The organism is uncultured Tateyamaria sp. (assembly GCF_947496075.1).
Classification (GTDB): domain Bacteria; phylum Pseudomonadota; class Alphaproteobacteria; order Rhodobacterales; family Rhodobacteraceae; genus Tateyamaria.
In genome coordinates, this window is sequence record NZ_CANMBJ010000004.1 from 458,145 (window position 1) to 476,697 (window position 18,553).

Here is an 18,553-nt window from a genome sequence, read left to right on the forward strand (position 1 = left end):
AGGCAGTAGCATACGATGCGCGATCCACACTCCCAGACGCCCCGCGAGGCGACCCATCTTGTCGTGGGAGATGGCATCACTGCCCTCGCTTTCGTTAAGCAATGCAGCCTTGCCGCCGGTGATCACCTCGTCGTGTTGGGGCGAAGCGCGTCTCAATTGGGCCGAGGTGCCGCATATGCAAAGGGTAGAGAAGACACACCGTGGCGATACGCCTATTTGCTCAACTCGCCGGCGGATGACATCGATCCTGCCTTTGCACGCTGGCTGTCCGACCGCTGGGACATGGTGGCCGACACGATGACCGGACGCGCGCCGAACTGGATGCGGGCAGCGCAACCGCTGGTAAACGCAGGGGACGTCTATGGCGTAAATGCACCCCGCGAATTCTATGGCGATTTCATGGAGGAACAGGCCGAAGAGGCTTTGGCGCATCACAGGGCTCAGGGAGTGCAGGTGAGCTTGATCGACGACTGCGCGCTTACTCTGCAAAGCGGATCAGATGGCACGACTATCCAGACCGAAGCCGGTCGCACGATCACCGCCCGAGCCGTGGACGTCGCACCCGGCGGTCCGTCCACCCTGCGCCTCGAAGGCGATGACGGCGCATTTGCCGTCCCAAGCGTCTTTGGAAACGAGGAAGAGATCGCGGAACACATCAAACGTAGAGCCGAGGTTTTCTGCATCGGTGGCAACGCGGCAATGCTTGATGTCCTGCGCCTGTGTCAAAGCCTAATCCCAGAGGAACAGTTGCGCTTTGTTGCCTGTGCCCCAGATGGTGAAATCCCCGCTGCACTTGTTCCGCGCCTACCCCGCAAACTGACCCGCCCCAATCTGTCATCCGGGCATGACACGGCTAAAACTTTCCTGGCCGAAGTCCAGCGCGAGATTGATTTGGCCCAAAAGGCCGGAGACGAAATGCGCGAGATCCGGGCGGGCTTTCGCGCGCATTTTCTGGCGAACCCGCTCACCAACTACATCGATGATGCAGATCAGGCCCGACGCGTCCCAGCGCAGCTGCGCTTCTGGTTGCGAGGCGGCACGCGAGACACGATCATGGACATGCACAGGCTGGTTGAAGAGGGCGGTGCACGGATGATTAAAGGCGCAGTCAAAGCCATTGAGCATGGGCCAGATGGGGCCAAAGTACGGATCGTTGACGCTGACGGAGGCGAGACGGTTCACAACACCGGATTTGTCATAAACTGTGCGGGTGCCGGACCAACCTCTCACTACGACCCATTGACCGAGAACATGCTCACTCAGGGCCTGATCGGCATCTGTCCAGTCTCAAAAGGCCTGACTGTAGGTCCGCAATGCAAAACCGGAGCACCCGGCGTACGTTACCTCTCCCCCGCCACAACGGTCATTGGAGACGAGGTCATGGCGATGCCGCTTTACGACGCCCACATGCTGCGCACCTATGCGGCACGGGCGGGTTAACGGCCACCCAACTCGTCCTCAATGTAAACATCGATGATCTCGCGGAACGTTTTCTCTGCCTCGAAGCCCAATGCCGTCGCGCGTTCCGGCGCGAAGTTGCGCGGCCAGCCTTCGACGATGTTTGCCACAGCCTCGTCACGCTGCGGTTTGATCAGCGCCACAACGTTGTTGCCAGCGACCTCACGCAGCGCCTCGATCTGTTCCGCCACGGTGCAACTCAACCCCGGCAAGTTCAGCGCCCGCCGCCCTTCAAGCCGATCCGTGTCCAGAACGGCAGCATGTGCCAAGAACCCTGCCGCCGACCGTGGTGACGCGTGCCAATGCCGCACAGTGTCGTCGACGGGCAGGATAGCCTCCAACCCGTTCAATGGCTCGCGGATGATACCCGAAAAGAACGACGATGCGGCCAGGTTCGCCTTGCCGGGTCGTACACAGATCGTGGGCAGCCGCAGCGACATGCCGTCAATGAAACCCTTGCGAGAAAAGTCTTGGACCAACAGCTCGCACGCCGCCTTCTGAGCGCCATAGCTGGTCTGGGGCGAAGTCAGGAACTCGTCTCCGATCTTGTCCGGGTACGGTCCGCCAAAGACAGCAATCGATGAGGTAAAGACTACCCGGGGCACATAAGCCCCGTCCGTGGCTCGGTGTTGTGCCCGAAGCGCCTCAAGGAAATGCCACATCGGCCACAGGTTGGTCTGCCACCCCAGATCAAAGTTCGTCTCTGCCTCGCCTGACACGATGGAGGCGAGGAAGAAGATCAGGTCAAACCGTTCGGCTGCAAGTGCCGCCCCCTCGGCTAAAACAGACAAGTTACCGACGCGCTTGTCGTCACCCACAGCGTCTTCGATAAAGCCCAGATCATGCAGCGTCACGATAAAATCGCCAAAACCCGGCAGCCCTTGCATCTCAAGTCGCTTGGCCAACTTCTGACCAACCATGCCACCACCACCAAGAATCAGTATGCGTTTCATGCGCGATCCCCCTGCCGTGCCTTCAGTTCAAGATACAGCCCAGAATGATCCCGGTCCGCGCCATCCATATGATCGACGAAATGGGCAAATCGATCGCGGACGTCCTGCACCATGGGCAGCGTCACACCAGCAGCCGATGCCTCGACCAATACGTTGTCCAGATCTTTCAGTTGAAACTTCGACAGTCCTCCGGGCTCGAAGTTGCCAGTGGTCATGCGTTCCCCATGCTGCTGCAGAATGGTGCTGTCAGCAAAGCCACCCTTCAAAGCAGCGCGTAACGCGGCGGGGTCTGCGCCCCCCTCCTCGGCCAGCAGCATCGCTTCAGCCACAGCACCGATGGTCACTGCGACAATCGCCTGATTGCAGAGCTTCGATAATTGCCCAGATCCGGTGGGGCCGACATGCACAGGCCGACCCATCTCTTCAAAGATCGGGCGCGCACTATTGAAGTCAGCAGCTTCACCACCAACCATGATGGCAAGGGACGCCGCCTCGGCCCCCTTCGTTCCGCCGGAAACCGGCGCATCCAGAAATCCCACTCCCACCTTTGACAGCAACGCACGGGCATCGCGCGCCTCCGCTGGTTTGGTCGATGACATGTCGATCCACAACGCGCCCCTGGACAGGCTGGGCGACACCTCGGCAATGACAGACAGCACCGTGGGACCATCGCTCATCATCGAAATAACGACATCCGCCCCAGTCACTGCGGCATTCGTGCTGGCTGCCACCGCTGCGCCTTCGTCCGCAAGGGGTTCTGCCTTCGACCGCGTCCGATTCCACACGGTGACCGGCACCCCAGCCCGCGCCAGGTTCCGCGCCATGGGAAAACCCATCAACCCGGTGCCCAACAGGGCCACATTCTCGAACGCCATGACAATCCTCCGATTTTGCCGTGACGTCTGGTCAACACCCACAGCTTGTCCTACGCTAACACCAAAACGCAGACCTTCGGGCTGCGCAACACCTGATCGAATAGGGAGGAGTGCATGGGCCGTCTTGACGGAAAGAGCGCACTTGTGACCGCAGCGGGCCAAGGGATCGGCCGTGCAAGCGCGTTGGCGATGGCAAACGAAGGGGCACATGTCTTTGCCACCGATATCAACGCCGACGCTTTAAGCACACTTGACCACGCAAACATCGATGCTTTCCCTCTCAATGCGCGTGATGCAGCAAGCATTCGGGACGGGGTGGCCAAGGCCCAACCCGACATCCTGTTCAACTGCGCGGGCTTCGTGCATCACGGCACGATCATGGACAGCACGGATGATGAATGGGATTTTGCCTTCGACCTCAACGTACGGTCGATGTATCACACCATCCGCGCCACCTTGCCGGGGATGCTGGAGCGCGGCAACGGCTCGATCATCAACATGTCATCGGCCCTCGGGTCCATCATCGGCGCGCCCAATCGCTTCATCTACGGCACGACCAAGGCCGCCGTCGTCGGTCTCACCAAATCCGTCGCCGTCGACTACATCACCCAAGGCATCCGCTGTAACTGCATCTGCCCCGGCACCGTCGAAAGCCCCAGCTGGCACGACAGGGTCAAGGCACTGGGCGAACAGCTTGGCAGCTACGACAAGGCCATGGAACAATTCGTCGCCCGCCAGCCCATGGGGCGGGTCGCCAAAGCCGAAGAAATCGCAGCGCTCGTCGTCTACCTTGCCAGTGACGAAAGCGCATTCACCACAGGACACACCCACATCATTGATGGAGGCTGGTCAGGACAATGACCAAAAAAAAGAAAATCGGTATCGAAGACCTGCGTTCCCGCAAATGGTTCATGAACCCGGACAACCCGGAGATGACCGCGCTCTACCTTGAACGCTACCTCAACTACGGCCTGACGCGGGAAGAGCTACAATCCGGCAAGCCGATCATCGGCATCGCCCAAACGGGCAGCGACCTGTCGCCCTGCAACCGGCACCACATCGAACTCGCCAAACGTGTGCGCGACGGCATCGTAGCCGCAGGCGGTACCTGCATCGAAATCCCAGTCCACCCGATCCAGGAAACCGGCAAGCGGCCCACGGCCATGCTCGACCGCAACCTCGCCTACCTGTCGCTTGTCGAAACCCTCTACGGCTACCCGCTCGACGGCGTTGTCCTGACCATCGGCTGTGACAAGACCACCCCGGCCCTCCTGATGGCCGCCGCCACCGTCAACATCCCCGCCGTGGCGCTTTCGGTCGGCCCCATGCTCAACGGCTGGTTCCGCGGTGAACGCACCGGCTCCGGCTCCATCGTCTGGCAAGCGCGCGAGATGATGGCCAAGGGAGAGATCGACGGCGAAGGGTTCATGGACCTCGTCGCCTCTTCCGCCCCGTCCGTCGGCTATTGCAACACAATGGGCACGGCCACCACGATGAACTCGCTGGCGGAAGCGCTCGGCATGCAACTGCCTGGCTCCGCCGCCATCCCGGCACCATACCGCGAGCGCAGCCAGATCAGTTATGAGACCGGCAAGCGCATCGTCGACATGGTGTGGGAAGACCTGCGCCCCTCCGACATCATGACGCGCGAAGCGTTCGAGAACACGATCGTCATCAACTCCGCGATCGGCGGGTCAACCAACGCACCCATCCACCTGAACGGCGTGGCCAAGCACCTAGACGTGCCGCTAAACAACGACGACTGGCAGCAACACGGCCACCACGTGCCGCTTCTGGTGAACCTCCAGCCCGCAGGCGAATACCTTGGCGAAGACTACCAGCACGCCGGCGGCGTCCCGGCAGTTATCGGCGAACTCATCGCTGCCGACCTCCTGCCCCACCCCGACGTCATCACTGCCAACGGCAAGACGATGCGGGAAAACTGCGCCGATCTGCGCAGCGAGAATACCGAGGTGATCAAGCCAGTGTCGGACCCGCTCAAGGCAGAGGCCGGTTTCATCAACCTCAAGGGCAACCTTTTTGATAGCGCGATCATGAAAACCTCGGTGATTTCCGAAGAGTTCCGCAACCGCTACCTGTCCAACCCCGACGACCCCGAAGCGTTCGAAGGGCGTGCCGTGGTCTTCGACGGGCCTGAAGACTTCCACCACCGCATCGACGATCCGGCGGAAAACATCGACGAACATTGCGTCCTCTTCATGCGCGGCGCCGGTCCCAAAGGATATCCCGGCGGGGCTGAGGTCGTGAACATGCGCGCGCCCTCCTACCTGCTCAAAAGAGGTATCCAGGCGCTGCCCTGCGTCGGTGATGGCCGCCAATCCGGCACGTCCGGCTCGCCCTCAATCCTCAACGCCTCGCCCGAAGCAGCAGATGGCGGCGGCCTTGCCCTCCTCGAAAACGGCGACCGCGTGCGGATCGATCTAAAGAAATGCACCGCCGATATGCTGGTGGACGACATCACGCTTCAGGCACGCGCCGAAGCGATCATGGCAGCAGGCGGCTACCCCGTCCCTGAAAGCCAAAGCCCGTGGCAAGAGATCTTCCGCGACTACGTGGGCCGCTTTGACGAGGGCATGACCCTGCGCGGCGCCACCCAATACCAAGACATCTCACGCAAATACATGCCGCGCGACAATCACTAGAAAGGCCGTTCATGAAACTCGTAAGATACGGTGACACTGGTCACGAAAAGCCCGGCCTCATGGACGGCGAAACGCTGCGCGATCTAAGCGGCCACATCGATGACATCCACGGCGCCACGCTGGACGACGCCACGATCGACAAACTGCGTGCCATAGACCCGGCCACCCTGCCCGCAGTCGATGGCAATCCCCGCATCGGCCCCTGCGTCGGCAATATCGGCAAGTTCCTCTGCATCGGCCTCAATTACTCCGACCACGCCGCCGAACAAGGCCTGCCCATCCCCGAGCACCCCATCCTCTTCTTCAAGGCGAACTCCGCCATTGTTGGCCCCAATGACGACGTCGTCATGCCGCGCGGGTCGAAACGCTCGGATTGGGAAGTCGAGCTGGGCGCCGTCATTGGCAAGACCTGCAAGTACGTCTCAAAGGCCGACGCGCTCGACTACGTGGCAGGCTACTGCATCATAAATGATGTGTCAGAGCGCGAGTTCCAGCAGAACCTCACGGGACAATGGACCAAGGGGAAATCCTGCGACACATTCGGCCCCACAGGTCCGTATCTTGTCACTCGCGACGAAATCGAAGACCCGCAAGCGCTCGATATGAGCCTGTCGGTCAACGGCCAGCGGATGCAGACAGGCAACACCGCCACCATGATCTTTTCCGTGGCCGAGATCATTGAACACCTCAGCCAGCTCTTCACCCTGCACCCCGGCGACGTGATCAGCACAGGCACACCCCCCGGCGTCGGCGACGGGATGAACCCGAAAACCTACCTTAAGGTGGGCGACGTCATGGAACTGGACATCGCTGGCCTCGGCACCCAACGGCAAGAGGTGAAACAGGATGCCTGATCTTCTGCAAATCGGCGGCATCACCGATACCATGCGTGACCGTCTGTCCGAACGGTTCACCATCCATCAGGCCAGCGGCGATTATCCCGCAGACGCGATCACCCACATCGTCACCAACGGCCATGACGGCGTGCCTGCGGATATCCTTGCCAAGTGCACAAACGCCAAGGTCGCTGCCAGCTATGGCGTGGGCTACGACGCGATCGACACCGACGCTTGCATCGAACGGGGCATCATTGTCACCCACACGCCCGACGTGCTGAACGCCGAGGTGGCAACGACGGCGATCATGCTCATGCTCACCAGCTTCCGCAATTTCCTGTCGGACGAGGCGCACGCCCGCTCTGGCAACTGGGAGACAAACGGCAACGCCCCACTATCGCGCAGCGCGGACAACCGGCGCGTCGGCATCCTCGGCCTCGGCCGCATCGGCCAGGCCATCGCGGACAAGCTCAAAGCGTTCGACGCCGACATCCACTATCACACCCGCAGCGAAAGGGACGTGCCCTACACCTACCACGCCAACCTCGTGGACATGGCAAAGGCGGTCGAGGTGATCATCTGCATCACCCCTGGCGGTCCCTCGACGCATCACATCGTCAACGCTGATGTGATGGAAGCACTCGGCCCCGAAGGGACGCTCATCAACGTCTCGCGCGGCTCGGTGATTGACGAGGCCGCGATGGTCGCCGCCCTCCAATCCGGTAAGCTCGGATACGCCGCCCTCGACGTATTCGAGGAAGAACCCAAAATCCCCGACGCGCTCAAGACCATGTCCAACGTCATCCTTCTGCCCCACGTGGGCAGCGCCACGCATGAAACGCGCGCCGCGATGGGCACGTTGGTCGTCGACAACCTCATCAGCCATCTCGACAACGGGCTGGTGATCACACCCGTGCCGGAAACCAAGCACCTCAATGGCTAAGATCACAGACGTCACCGCCCGCCTCTTCGCCGTGCCACTCGACGAAATCCTCGTCGACGCCAAGCACGGCGATCACAGTCACTTCCACCTGATCACAGCGACGGTCACGCTGGACGACGGGCGCATCGGCATGGGCTACACCTACAATGGCGGGCGCGGCGGGCATGCGACGGCGGCGATGATCACACACGACCTCGCGCCCTTCCTGATCGGGCAGGATGCGGACAATGTCGAGCAGCTCACACACGCCATGGACGAACATCTGCACTATGTGGGGCGGGGCGGCATCCTGTCCTTCGCCATCTCCGCCGTGGACATCGCGCTGTGGGACGCGCGGCTGAAAGGCACCGGGCAATCGCTGGTGCAAGCCGCTGGCGGCGCATCGGACCAGTGCCGCGCCTATGCCGGCGGTATCGACCTCGGCTTTGACCTGCCAAAACTGTTGGACAGCATCCGGGGCTATCTTGCGCGCGGCCACAACGCGGTCAAAATCAAGATCGGCCAACCCACCGAAGCCGAAGATGTGGAACGGATCAAGGCTGTTCGCGACCTGATCGGCCCCGATATCACCTTCATGATCGACGCCAACTATTCGATGACCACCGATCAGGCAATCAGCCTTGCCAACGCGGTCAAAGATCAAAACATCACGTGGTTCGAGGAACCGATTGAGCCGGACTTCTTCGAAGACTTCGCTGCGATCCGCGCGGCCACGGGCATGGCCACAGCCCAAGGTGAAAACCTGCATAGCATGCACGAATTCCGCCGCGCCATGCCCCATGTCGATTTCATCCAGCCCGACGCATCAAACTGCCTTGGCATCACCGGCTGGCTTCAGGTGGCCAAGATGGCACAGGACGCTGGCGTCCCTGTGTGCAGCCACGGCATGCAGGAACTGCACGTTTCGCTGGTCTCCAGCCAACCCCATGGCGGCTGGCTGGAAGTGCATAGCTTCCCCATCGACCGCTACACGACCCGCCCGCTGGTGATCAAAGATCACCTCGCCGTTGCACCAAACGTGCCGGGAATCGGTGTCACGTTTGATTGGGATAAACTGACGCCACACGAGGTGGCGCTATAACGGCTTGGTGCCACAGTTTCAGGATGGCTTACACTCACGGGTCACAATGCATAAAACAGGCGGCTCTCCGAAAAAGCAGCGAACGCTCACCGATTATCACCGGCGCATAGAGCAGGTCGTGGACCTGATCCGCGCCCGTCCTGAACATCCGCATACAGTCAAAGAACTTTGCAAACAGGCGGCCTTCTCAGAATTTCATTTTCACCGCGTATTCCGCGCCGTGACCGGAGAATCCGTCGCACAGTGTATCATCCGTCTGCGATTAGAGATGGCCGCCAGTGCGCTGATCTATCGGCGGCAAAGGTCGGTCACGGACATCGCACTGACATGCGGATTTTCCAGCAGCGCAAATTTCTCCAAAGCCTTTCGGAAAGCTTATGACTGCTCACCGACACGGTATCGGCGTGATCGTCCACCTGATTTCAGAATGCGCAGGATGGGAAAAGTCGCACGACCTGCACCAATGTATCTAGACGGCATGAGCGTCGACGTGGAAATCAAGACTGTGCCAGAACGCAGACTGGCAAGCCTCCGACTGGTCGGTCCTTACAGCCATGCAAGCATCAGCAAGCTTTATTCCGATTTGGGCAAATGGCACCTGTCGGCTCTTGAACAGCCTGCGCCCGACGAGGCTATCAGTATTACATGGTCGGACTCTGCATTGGCAGATCAGAGCACATGGAGGCTGGATGCCTGTTACGAAGTAGCCAAGGACACGAAGACAACAGGCCAAGTCAGGCTTCGCAGCCTCGCCGGGGGACGTGTCGCATGTATGAAAACAGACGTCCCGGAAAACGAGATGCATCGTATCTCGGACTATTGGGATTGGTTGTTTTCCGACTGGTTGCCACAATCCGGGTACGAACCTGCGGATCGCCCCGCCTATGAGGTGTATCGCGGTGCCAGCAAGCAGCCCGGCTTCAACGTCACGCTTTGTCTTCCCTTAGTGAACAAACATGCGGAGCATGACGATGAATGACACTTACACCCTAAGCCCCATTGGGCAGTGCGAGATGATCGACGGACAGTTTGCCGTGCGGTTGATACCTGACGTCAGACGCGGTCTGGAAGGGGTGCTGCCTTTCAGCCACGCCATAGCCCTTTGGTGGGCACACGAAGCGGACAGCGATGCGCAGCGCGCGCGCTACAGCATCGTGTCACCCTATACCGCGACCTCGGCGGAGTTAGGTGTATTTGCAACGCGGTCGGAAGCGCGACCCAACCCGATAGGTCTGTCAGTGTTTTCAGTTGCATCCGTCGATCTGGATGCTGGGATCGTGTTTTCCCACTACTTCGACATGTTGCCAGGAACGCCGGTCCTGGACCTCAAGCCATACTTCCCAGCCTCGGATCGTGTGGAAAATGCCCATATCCCAGACCATTTCAGCCATTGGCCCAACTCGCTTGAGGCATCCGCGGCGTTTGATTGGGAAAAGGAATTCAGAGCCTAAGGATCAGCACTCCGATCCGTTTACGGCGGCTCGTTTCTCGGCGCAAAAGCCCGCAAGAGTGACGCACGGTGGCTTGATCCACCGTGCGTTTTGCTCATTTGGAGCTTGCTTGGCGGTCATCTTCGACTGGACCCAGCGCGTTCAGACCTTTCAGGATGTCGATGGCATAAGCCAACTGATAGTCCTCTTCCCGTAGGTCAGCAGCTGCTTGGGCCTTTGCACGATCTTCCTCGATCTGGCGCACCTGATCGTCAGTCAACGAGTCGTTGTCGAGGCTGCCGCGCAGATCGCCCTCGGTCCGGGGGCCGACTGCACTGGCCGGTTCATCCTCTTCCTCGGTCGTGGGGCTGCGGCGGGGCTGCTCTACAATGATATCAGGGCTTACGCCCAGCGCTTGAATCGACCGGCCTGACGGCGTGTAATACCGCGCCGTGGTCAAGCGCATGGCACCATCGCCACGCAGTGGCATCACCGTCTGAACCGAACCTTTGCCAAAGCTTTTGGTGCCAACCACAATAGCCCGGCGGTGATCCTGCAATGCGCCCGCTACAATCTCGGACGCCGAGGCCGATCCGCCATTGATCAGCACAACAATTGGTTTGCCCTTTGCCAGATCGCCCGGCGTTGCATTGTATCGGTCGCCATCTACCGGATCACGGCCGCGCGTCGATACGATCTCGCCCTTTTCCAGAAACGCGTCCGACACACGAATGGCCTGAGTTAACAGCCCGCCGGGATTGTTCCGCAAATCCAGGACAAATCCGTTGACGTTGTTCATCCCGCCAAGGGTTTCGACCTCTTCTTCCAGCTTGGACATGAGGTTCGGCGTGGTCTTGTCGTTGAAGGTGGTCACACGCAGCACAACAGTATCGCCTTGGGTCCGGCTGCGCACCGCCTGCAACTCGATCGTGTCCCGAATGATAGACACATCAAAGGGTTCGTTCTCACCTTCACGAACAACTGTGATGATGATCTCGGACCCGACCGGGCCGCGCATGCGATCCACGGCTGCGTCCAGGGTCAGGCCCAGCATCGACTCTCCATCGACATGGGTGATGAAATCGCCCGCTTCGATCCCGGCTTCGGCGGCGGGCGTGCTGTCGATAGGCGACACAACCTTGATGAAGCCCTCTTCCTGGGTCACTTCGATTCCCAGACCGCCGAACTCACCTCGGGTTTGCACCTGCATCTGCGCCGCGTCATCTGGCGACAGATAGCTGGAGTGCGGATCAAGCGACGTCAACATGCCGTCAATAGCCGCTTCGATCAGCTCACCGGGCTCAACATCCTCGACATATTGGTTCCGGATGCGTTCGAAAATGTCGCCGAACAGATCCAGTTGTTCATATACGGTCGCACTCGAAGCACTTTCCTGTGCCAAGAGTGGCCCTGCAACCTGCGTCGTTGCGATTGCACCTGCCATCGTTCCGCCCAAGGCGGCCATCACGAATTTCTTCATTCCAGCTTATCCATCCTGTTCGGTGCTGAACCACGTGAGTGGGTCCATTGGCACATTATTCTCTCTTACCTCTATATAGAGCGTTTCCGAGCGGTCAGTACCACCCCCTTCACCACCTGTTGATGGGCCATTTTGTGCCGGAAGCCCGCCCATCAGGCCCAAAGGTGTGCTTGCCGCGATGATCTGTCCCGTCTCACCGTAGCTGATCGCCATCCCCGCGAGGATGATCAGGGTTTCGGGGCGTGGCTCAAGAATCGTGACAGTGCCAAAGTCCAGAAGCGGCCCGACGTAGCGCAATGTGGCAGCGGTTGGCGACGTTACCAGCGTGCCGGGGCGGGTCGCCAGCAAGATTCCGGGCCGGGTGATACCAGCAGCATCAGGTTCTCCGGCACGCCGCAATATCACACCGCGCGCGGGCATTGGAAATTCGCCGATCAGGTCATCGATCTGCGGAGGTGTCCAACCTGCATCCCCTTCGGCAATGCTGGCCAACCCGCTCGAAAACGCATCCAGAGTTTCGGCCGACGCAATCAGGATCGCGGTTCGCACCGGGTCTTCGGTAAACCGTTGGGGTAGATCTTTCCGTTCTGCCATCGCCTGGTTCAGTGCGGATCGCGCGGTCTGCACCTCTGACAACCCGGTTTGCAGTTGCTTTGCCGCCTGCTCTTGCAACACACGCAGGCCTTCGACGTCGTTCAAGTCCTGCCGCAACTGGCTTGCGCGCTGGTTCAAGGCCGGGGTGAGTTCGGCCAACAACATCCCCGCCCGCGCTGTTCCGTTAGGACCGTCGGGATGCAGAAAGGCGGTCGGTGACTGGCCCGGGCTCAGCGTCTGCAACACAGCAACAAGCTGAGCGATCTCGGCATCACGGGCCTGAAGCTGGCCGCGCAACTGCGCCTCTCGTATGGAGGCCCGGCGCAACCCTGCCCGCATCGCGGCAAGCCCGGCTTCGTATGCGTGCACGGTGTCCGTCAAGGCACGCACCCGGTCGCGGGCGCTGTCGGCCTCTGACAAACGGACCGAGGCTGCCTCAAGCTGCACACCCGCGCCACGGGCAAGCGCGCCAGCGTCTTCCTGCGCGGACAGAGGCAGCGCAAAACACATCAAAAGGGCTGCAGCCAGAAGTCTCATGTAATCAGACTGACGCCCGTCATTTCTTCCGGTTGCTCCAGACCCATGAGCTGCAGGATCGTCGGCGCCAGATCGGCCAGCTTGCCATCCCCGACCGTCCCTTCTGCACCAATCAACGCCACCGGGACCAGATTGGTGGTATGGGCCGTGTGCGGTGCACCGGTCTCCGGGTCGATCATGGTCTCGCAATTGCCGTGATCCGCCGTCAAGACCATCGCGCCACCAGCCTTTTCAAGCACGGGCAGAACCCGGCCCAAACCGGTGTCCACGGCTTCGCAAGCCGCAATCGCGGCATCCAGATCGCCTGTGTGCCCCACCATGTCCGGGTTGGCATAGTTCACGACGATCAGATCGTAGCCCTCTTCAATGGCCGCGATGAACTTGTCCGTGACTTCGACGGACGACATTTCCGGCTGGAGATCATAGGTGGCAACAGCAGGAGATTTTGGCATCGCACGATCCTCTCCGGTCTCCGGTTGCTCTTCACCGCCATTCAGGAAAAAGGTGACATGCGGGTACTTCTCGGTCTCGGCCAGCCGGAACTGACGCAGCCCGGCCTTGGCGACCCACGCCCCTAGCGTATTCACGATCTCGGGCTTTGGATAGACAGTGGTCATGTAGGCATTATGCTCTTCCGAATAGTCCGCCATGCCGATCAGCCCGGACCACTCCGGACGGCCTTCCGGCACGAAAGCATCAAAGCCGGGATCGCCCAGCGCCGCCATGATCTCGCGCGCGCGGTCGGCCCGGAAATTCAGACAGAACAGCCCGTCGCCATCCTTGGCGCCCTTGTAGCCGTCCATGACCGTGGCAGGAATGAATTCATCGGTCTTGTGATCGTCATAAGCCGCTTCAATCGCCGCCTGTGCGTTTTCAACGATATGTGCATCGGCCCGCACCATGGCGGCAAAGGCCGTTTCAACCCGGTCCCAACGGTTGTCGCGATCCATCGCAAAGTAGCGGCCCGTCAGCGTCACGATCCGTGCGCCAGCGGGCAGGGCATCATGCAATTGCTCAAGATAAGTCAACGCAGATTTCGGGGGCACATCACGCCCATCCGTGATGGCATGGATCAGCACGGGAAGACCCGCATCGGTGCAAGCCTTGGCCGCTGCAACCATGTGATTGATATGACCATGCACACCTCCGTCAGACAAAACACCCATCAGGTGCGCGCGTCCTTCAGCCTCCTTGATCCGCGCAATCCAGTCAGTCAGGCGCGGGTTGCGGAAAAAGCTGCCATCCTCAATCGCCAGATCAATCTGGCCCAGATCCATCGCCACGACGCGACCGGCACCGATATTGGTATGACCCACTTCCGAGTTGCCCATCTGGCCACGTGGCAGACCCACGTCCGGACCATGGGTGATCAGGGTCGCATGCGAACAGGTGTCCATGATGTGATCAAATGTCGGCGTCCGGGCAAGCTTCGGTGCATTGCCTGTTTCGTCCTCGCGCAGACCCCAGCCATCCAGAATGCACAAAACGACAGGTTTGGGTGGTGCCATTGCAGGATCCTTCCGATGTATCGTCTGCGTTCTACCGCGCGGCCATGCCGTTGGAAAGAAGGCTTGCGCAGCTCATGCGACGCACTAGGCTTCCGACGCACGGGGGTAAAGGAATGAGCGAACACATGCTGGTGCACTTGAATGTCGTGCGCCCGGTTGGCCCGTTCAGCGCCAGCCATCCCCATGCGCAGTACTTCTTCGGTCAACTGCCCTTGGTCTTTGCCCGGGCCAAGGCCGATGACGGGATGTTTTGGCACAATCACGGCGCGCGCATGCCGGACGGAACCTATGGCGACATGGGGGATTTGCTCGCCCTGCAAACAGATCAGACCGAGGATAACTTTCACATCCTGACCATGGCCGGATGGCGTGACGTGCATGCAATGCACCGCTTTGCCTACCGCGATACGCTTCACCGTGAGGGGATGAAATCCCTGCGCGATTGGGTGGATCGGTCAGAAGGGCCGACAATGGTGATGTGGTGGGCGCCAAAGGGCACGCGGGTCAGCCTTGATGAGGGTTGGGAACGTCTGCACCTGTTGCGGCAGAACGGGCCGACCGAACAGGCATTTACCTTGCAAACCCGGTTTGCTCAGCCCGATTGATTACGTGATGCGATCTGGCAGGCCACGCCCATTGTTCCACCAACGATGGGGATTGTCGTTGTTCGGATCATAGGCGGCACGGCTCGCCCAATCCTCGCGCAGGAAAATCACGGGTTCTTCGTAGTGATGGACCTCCAAAACGGCATCCATCACTTTTGCCAGCACCGCCACATCGCGCTCGATGGAAATTTTCAACTCGACCATGGGATAGGTCTCGGTCCCACCAGCCTCGAACCCCTCCACATGGGATGTCGTCGTCGATCCGGGTTCAGGTTGCGCCGTCTCTGCTCCGACGGCCGAGATGCTGGCGTTGCGCTGATATCGACCATATCCCAACGGATGCACGGCCATCACCGCATCCAGAATGCGATCCGTGTCTTCAGGCAGGGTCTGGATTTCAAGTGTCCACACGGGAACAAACGTACCGGATGCGGCCTTGTAGTCGGTGAGTGCTGTCATTGTGAGGTTCCTTCAATCCGGGTTGCCGCGGGTAAAACTGATCTTGGACAGATCGGGGGCGGCCTGCGTCGTCGGCAATACCTCAACGGGGGCTGCGCCGGGCGTCAGGATATGGCGTAGCAGGCCCACGGGATGCGCCCTGAGGGTCAAGCGCGTCGATACATAATCCTCCACCACCTCTTCGCCCAGCGTCATCTCGGGCAGCAGGGCCGCAGGCTCATCCACGACCTCACCATCCAGGTCTGTGGAGAACAGGGGCAAGGCGGATCCGGGGACAATGGCCTTCGCCTCCCAAAGCGCCTCACGGCGGTTGATGCCTGCAGTGGCAAAGGCATCCGCCTCGGCCAACCGCACGATCACGGCAGGCCCCAACCCCGCACGCCGCCACACGTCCCGCACAGAGCGGTAGCCATTCCCGCGCGCCGCAGTCAGCCAGCTGGCGTCCTCCTCGCTCATCCCCTTGAGTTGCCGAAATCCCAACCGCAGGGCCAAGCCCCCCCTGCCATCAGGCTCCATCGTATTGTCCCAGAAACTCGCGTTCACACAGATGGGGCGCACCTCGACCCCGTGTTCGCGCGCATCCCGCACGATCTGGGCGGGCGCATAGAAGCCCATGGGCTGCGCGTTCAGCAGTGCACAGGCAAAGATGCCGGGATGGTGGCACTTGATCCAGCTCGACGCATAGACCAGCAGCGCGAAACTGGCTGCATGGCTTTCGGGAAAGCCATAGCTGCCGAACCCTTCGATCTGGGAAAAACACCGCTCGGCAAAGTCATCCTCATAACCGTTCTTGCGCATGCCATGCAGGAACAGCGCACGGAATTCACTAACACTTCCGTGCTTCTTGAAGGTGGCAAGTGAGCGCCGCAGCCGGTCCGCCTGATCGGGGGTAAAGCCCGCCCCAACAATGGCGATCTGCATGGCCTGCTCTTGGAACAACGGCACACCCAACGTCTTGCCCAGCACCTGACCGAGTTCATCCGATGGAAAGGACACCTCCTCCTCCCCGTTCCTACGCCGGATGTAAGGATGCACCATGTCGCCCTGAATGGGGCCGGGCCGGATGATCGCCACCTCGATCACCAGATCATAGAAATTCCGGGGCCGCATCCGGGGCAGAAAGTTCATCTGCGCACGGCTTTCCACTTGGAATACGCCGATGCTGTCTGCCTTGCACAGCATGTCGTACACGCGCGGGTCCTCTTTTGGCAGGGTCGCAAGGGTGTAGCTTTGCTGGTGATGCATCTTCAGCAGGTCAAAGGCCTTGCGAATACAGGTCAGCATCCCAAGGCTCAGCACATCGACCTTCAGGATGCCAAGACTGTCGATGTCATCCTTGTCCCAGCAAATGACCGTGCGATCCTCCATCGTGGCGTTTTCGATTGGCACCAACTCGTCCAACCGCCCCTCGGTCACGATGAACCCGCCCACATGCTGGGACAGGTGCCGGGGAAAGCCGTTGATTTCATAAACCAGTTCAATGGTCTGCCGCAGGCGCCGGTCGCGGAAATCAAGGCCGATCTCGGCCATCCGTTCCGCCTCTAGCCCCTTGGTGGAAAAGAACCCCCAAAGCTGCGAGCTGAGGGCGCTGATCGTATCCTCGGTCAGACCCATGGCGCGGCCCACCTCGCGGATGGCACGCTTGCCGCGGTAATGCACGACCGTGGCGCACAGGCCCGCGCGGTGGCGGCCATAGCGCTCGTAAATGTGCTGGATCACCTCTTCACGCCGTTCGTGTTCAAAGTCGACATCGATGTCAGGCGGCTCATCGCGGGCTTCGGACACGAAACGTTCAAACACCATCGTGCCCATCTCGGGACTGACCGAAGTGATGCCCATGCAATAACACACCACCGAATTGGCGGCCGAACCCCGGCCCTGACACAGGATGCCACGGCTGCGCGCAAAGTGGACGATGTCGCGGACGGTCAGGAAATAGGGTTCGTATTTCAACTTGGCGATCAGGGCGAGTTCATGACGTAGAAGCGTCTTGGCTTTCTCTGGCGCCCCGCCGGGATAGCGCCATTTCAACCCTTCATAGGCCAGCCGGTTCAGCCGCTGGCTGGGCGTTTCATTCCTGGTGATTTCCGACGGGTATTCATAGCGCAACTGGTCGAGCGAAAAGGTCAGGCTGTCCGCCAGTTGCCCCGCACGATGCACCGCCTCTTCATGTCCGGCAAACAGGCGCAGCATCTCGGCCTCGCTCCGCAGCCGCCCCTCCCCGTTGCTAAGGGCCGCACGGCCCAGCGCATCGACGCGACACTTGAGACGGATGGCACTGACCACATCCGCCAGCTTGCGCCGCGCGCCGTGATGCATGCGGGGGGCAGCCGAGGCGAGGGTGGGCAATCCCAACATCCGCGCCTGATCCGCCAGCCGATCAAAGCGGACCGTGTCGCGCCCATCATAGCGCGGGGACATCAGCACCTGGATGTTTCCAGCAAAGCGGCGCGTCAACCGTCGCGCTGTTTGCATCCAATCAACCGCGCCGCCCTGCGCCTCTGGCCACAGAAGCAGGTGCAGACCTTCGGCAAACTCTTCGAGGTCGCTTAACTGAAGGTCACACTCTCCTTTTTCAGCACGCAGCCGTCCCTTGGAGATGATCCGGCAAAGACTGCGCCAACCTTGCCGGTCAACGGGCAGGGCTGTGATCGGAGGGGCATCGCTGAACAGCAACCGGGCTGCCGGGATCAGGCGCGGCACCACCGTGATCGGTACGCTGGGCGGTGCAGGGACATGATCAGGCTTTGGAGGACCGATCAGACCATGGAGGGTGTCAAAATCCCGCCGCTCCTTCACGCTGCGCGCAATGGCTTTGGCCTGCGTATGGGCCCGCACGATCCCCGCAACCGAGTTGTCATCTGCAATCGCAATCGCCTCCATCCCCAACAGGGCGGCACGATTCACATACTCCTCGGGGTGGGACGCCCCGGTGAGGAAGGTGAAATTCGATGTGATCGACAGTTCGCAGAACATGAGAATGGCAGATTCGGTGACAGCAGGGGGACAGTATATTCACTTTTTGTTCTCATTTGAACGATTGGATTTTAGGGGCTGCTTCGTCATGCGGACTCTCCGGGGTTTTTGAACCAGAGAAGCCCCTCTATTGCACAGCATTCGGGTCGCTTCGT

16 protein-coding genes and 1 pseudogene are annotated in these 18,553 nt (G+C 60.4%); 10 read left to right on the forward strand and 7 right to left on the reverse strand.

Annotated elements, in window-relative coordinates; genetic code table 11:
- Positions 1 to 15 precede the first annotated feature (15 nt).
- The gene (locus Q1A51_RS14730) at positions 16 to 1,440 is read left to right on the forward strand and encodes an FAD/NAD(P)-binding protein (RefSeq protein ID WP_299600079.1); all 1,425 of its coding nucleotides are present in this window, start codon (positions 16 to 18) and stop codon (positions 1,438 to 1,440) included.
- Here Q1A51_RS14730 and denD read toward each other — a convergent pair.
- Both denD and Q1A51_RS14740 read right to left on the reverse strand, forming a co-directional pair.
- Positions 1,437 to 2,411 (reverse strand): D-erythronate dehydrogenase, encoded by a 975-nt coding sequence (gene denD / locus Q1A51_RS14735; RefSeq protein ID WP_299600081.1) that lies wholly within the window; start codon positions 2,409 to 2,411, stop codon positions 1,437 to 1,439. The genes Q1A51_RS14730 and denD overlap by 4 nt on opposite strands.
- On the reverse strand, positions 2,408 to 3,286 hold the full coding sequence (locus tag Q1A51_RS14740) for an NAD(P)-dependent oxidoreductase (protein WP_299600083.1): 879 nt from the start codon (positions 3,284 to 3,286) through the stop codon (positions 2,408 to 2,410). The genes denD and Q1A51_RS14740 overlap by 4 nt, the downstream gene beginning before the upstream one ends.
- Before the next feature lie 114 nt (positions 3,287 to 3,400).
- Here Q1A51_RS14740 and Q1A51_RS14745 point away from each other — a divergent pair, with 114 nt between their 5' ends.
- The 8 genes and pseudogenes from Q1A51_RS14745 to Q1A51_RS14775 all read left to right on the forward strand — a co-directional run bounded on the left by Q1A51_RS14745 (position 3,401) and on the right by Q1A51_RS14775 (position 10,260).
- Entirely contained in the window at positions 3,401 to 4,147 is a 747-nt protein-coding gene (locus Q1A51_RS14745) for an SDR family oxidoreductase (protein ID WP_299600085.1), read from the forward strand.
- Entirely contained in the window at positions 4,144 to 5,949 is a 1,806-nt protein-coding gene (locus tag Q1A51_RS14750) for an IlvD/Edd family dehydratase (protein WP_299600087.1), read from the forward strand. Before Q1A51_RS14745 ends, Q1A51_RS14750 begins: the two co-directional genes overlap by 4 nt.
- An 11-nt stretch (positions 5,950 to 5,960) precedes the next feature.
- Positions 5,961 to 6,803, forward strand: coding sequence for a fumarylacetoacetate hydrolase family protein (locus Q1A51_RS14755; RefSeq protein WP_299600089.1), 843 nt, complete (start codon positions 5,961 to 5,963; stop codon positions 6,801 to 6,803).
- A complete protein-coding gene (locus tag Q1A51_RS14760; protein ID WP_299600091.1) occupies positions 6,796 to 7,728 on the forward strand; it encodes a 2-hydroxyacid dehydrogenase in 933 nt (310 codons plus the stop codon). The genes Q1A51_RS14755 and Q1A51_RS14760 overlap by 8 nt, the downstream gene beginning before the upstream one ends.
- Positions 7,721 to 8,809: a mandelate racemase/muconate lactonizing enzyme family protein gene (locus tag Q1A51_RS14765; protein ID WP_299600093.1), complete on the forward strand. Its 1,089-nt coding sequence runs from the start codon at positions 7,721 to 7,723 to the stop codon at positions 8,807 to 8,809. Before Q1A51_RS14760 ends, Q1A51_RS14765 begins: the two co-directional genes overlap by 8 nt.
- A 46-nt stretch (positions 8,810 to 8,855) precedes the next feature.
- Positions 8,856 to 9,203, forward strand: a pseudogene (locus tag Q1A51_RS24345) (AraC family transcriptional regulator); the annotation flags it as partial.
- A gap of 84 nt (positions 9,204 to 9,287) precedes the next feature.
- The gene (locus Q1A51_RS14770; protein ID WP_299600095.1) at positions 9,288 to 9,788 is read left to right on the forward strand and encodes a GyrI-like domain-containing protein; all 501 of its coding nucleotides are present in this window, start codon (positions 9,288 to 9,290) and stop codon (positions 9,786 to 9,788) included.
- A complete protein-coding gene (locus Q1A51_RS14775) occupies positions 9,781 to 10,260 on the forward strand; it encodes a TrmO family methyltransferase (RefSeq protein WP_299600098.1) in 480 nt (159 codons plus the stop codon). Before Q1A51_RS14770 ends, Q1A51_RS14775 begins: the two co-directional genes overlap by 8 nt.
- 94 nt (positions 10,261 to 10,354) lie before the next feature.
- Here the strand turns inward: Q1A51_RS14775 and Q1A51_RS14780 are convergent, their stop codons facing one another.
- The 3 genes from Q1A51_RS14780 to gpmI are packed head-to-tail and all read right to left on the reverse strand — an operon-like array spanning position 10,355 to position 14,358.
- Entirely contained in the window at positions 10,355 to 11,719 is a 1,365-nt protein-coding gene (locus Q1A51_RS14780) for a S41 family peptidase (protein ID WP_299209662.1), read from the reverse strand.
- Between the two features lie 6 nt (positions 11,720 to 11,725).
- Positions 11,726 to 12,850, reverse strand: a complete 1,125-nt coding sequence (locus Q1A51_RS14785) for a peptidase M23 (RefSeq protein WP_299600100.1) — start codon at positions 12,848 to 12,850, stop codon at positions 11,726 to 11,728.
- Positions 12,847 to 14,358, reverse strand: coding sequence for a 2,3-bisphosphoglycerate-independent phosphoglycerate mutase (gene gpmI / locus Q1A51_RS14790; RefSeq protein WP_299600102.1), 1,512 nt, complete (start codon positions 14,356 to 14,358; stop codon positions 12,847 to 12,849). The genes Q1A51_RS14785 and gpmI overlap by 4 nt, the downstream gene beginning before the upstream one ends.
- Before the next feature lie 113 nt (positions 14,359 to 14,471).
- Between gpmI and Q1A51_RS14795 the strand changes: the two genes are divergently transcribed.
- A complete protein-coding gene (locus Q1A51_RS14795) occupies positions 14,472 to 14,963 on the forward strand; it encodes a DUF3291 domain-containing protein (RefSeq protein ID WP_299600104.1) in 492 nt (163 codons plus the stop codon).
- On the opposite strand, the gene Q1A51_RS14800 is transcribed toward Q1A51_RS14795, so the two are convergent.
- Positions 14,964 to 15,422, reverse strand: coding sequence for a hypothetical protein (locus tag Q1A51_RS14800; protein WP_299600105.1), 459 nt, complete (start codon positions 15,420 to 15,422; stop codon positions 14,964 to 14,966).
- A 12-nt stretch (positions 15,423 to 15,434) separates the two neighbouring features.
- Complete coding sequence (locus tag Q1A51_RS14805) at positions 15,435 to 18,398, reverse strand: error-prone DNA polymerase (protein ID WP_299600107.1); 2,964 nt, start codon at positions 18,396 to 18,398, stop codon at positions 15,435 to 15,437.
- Positions 18,399 to 18,553 lie beyond the last annotated feature (155 nt).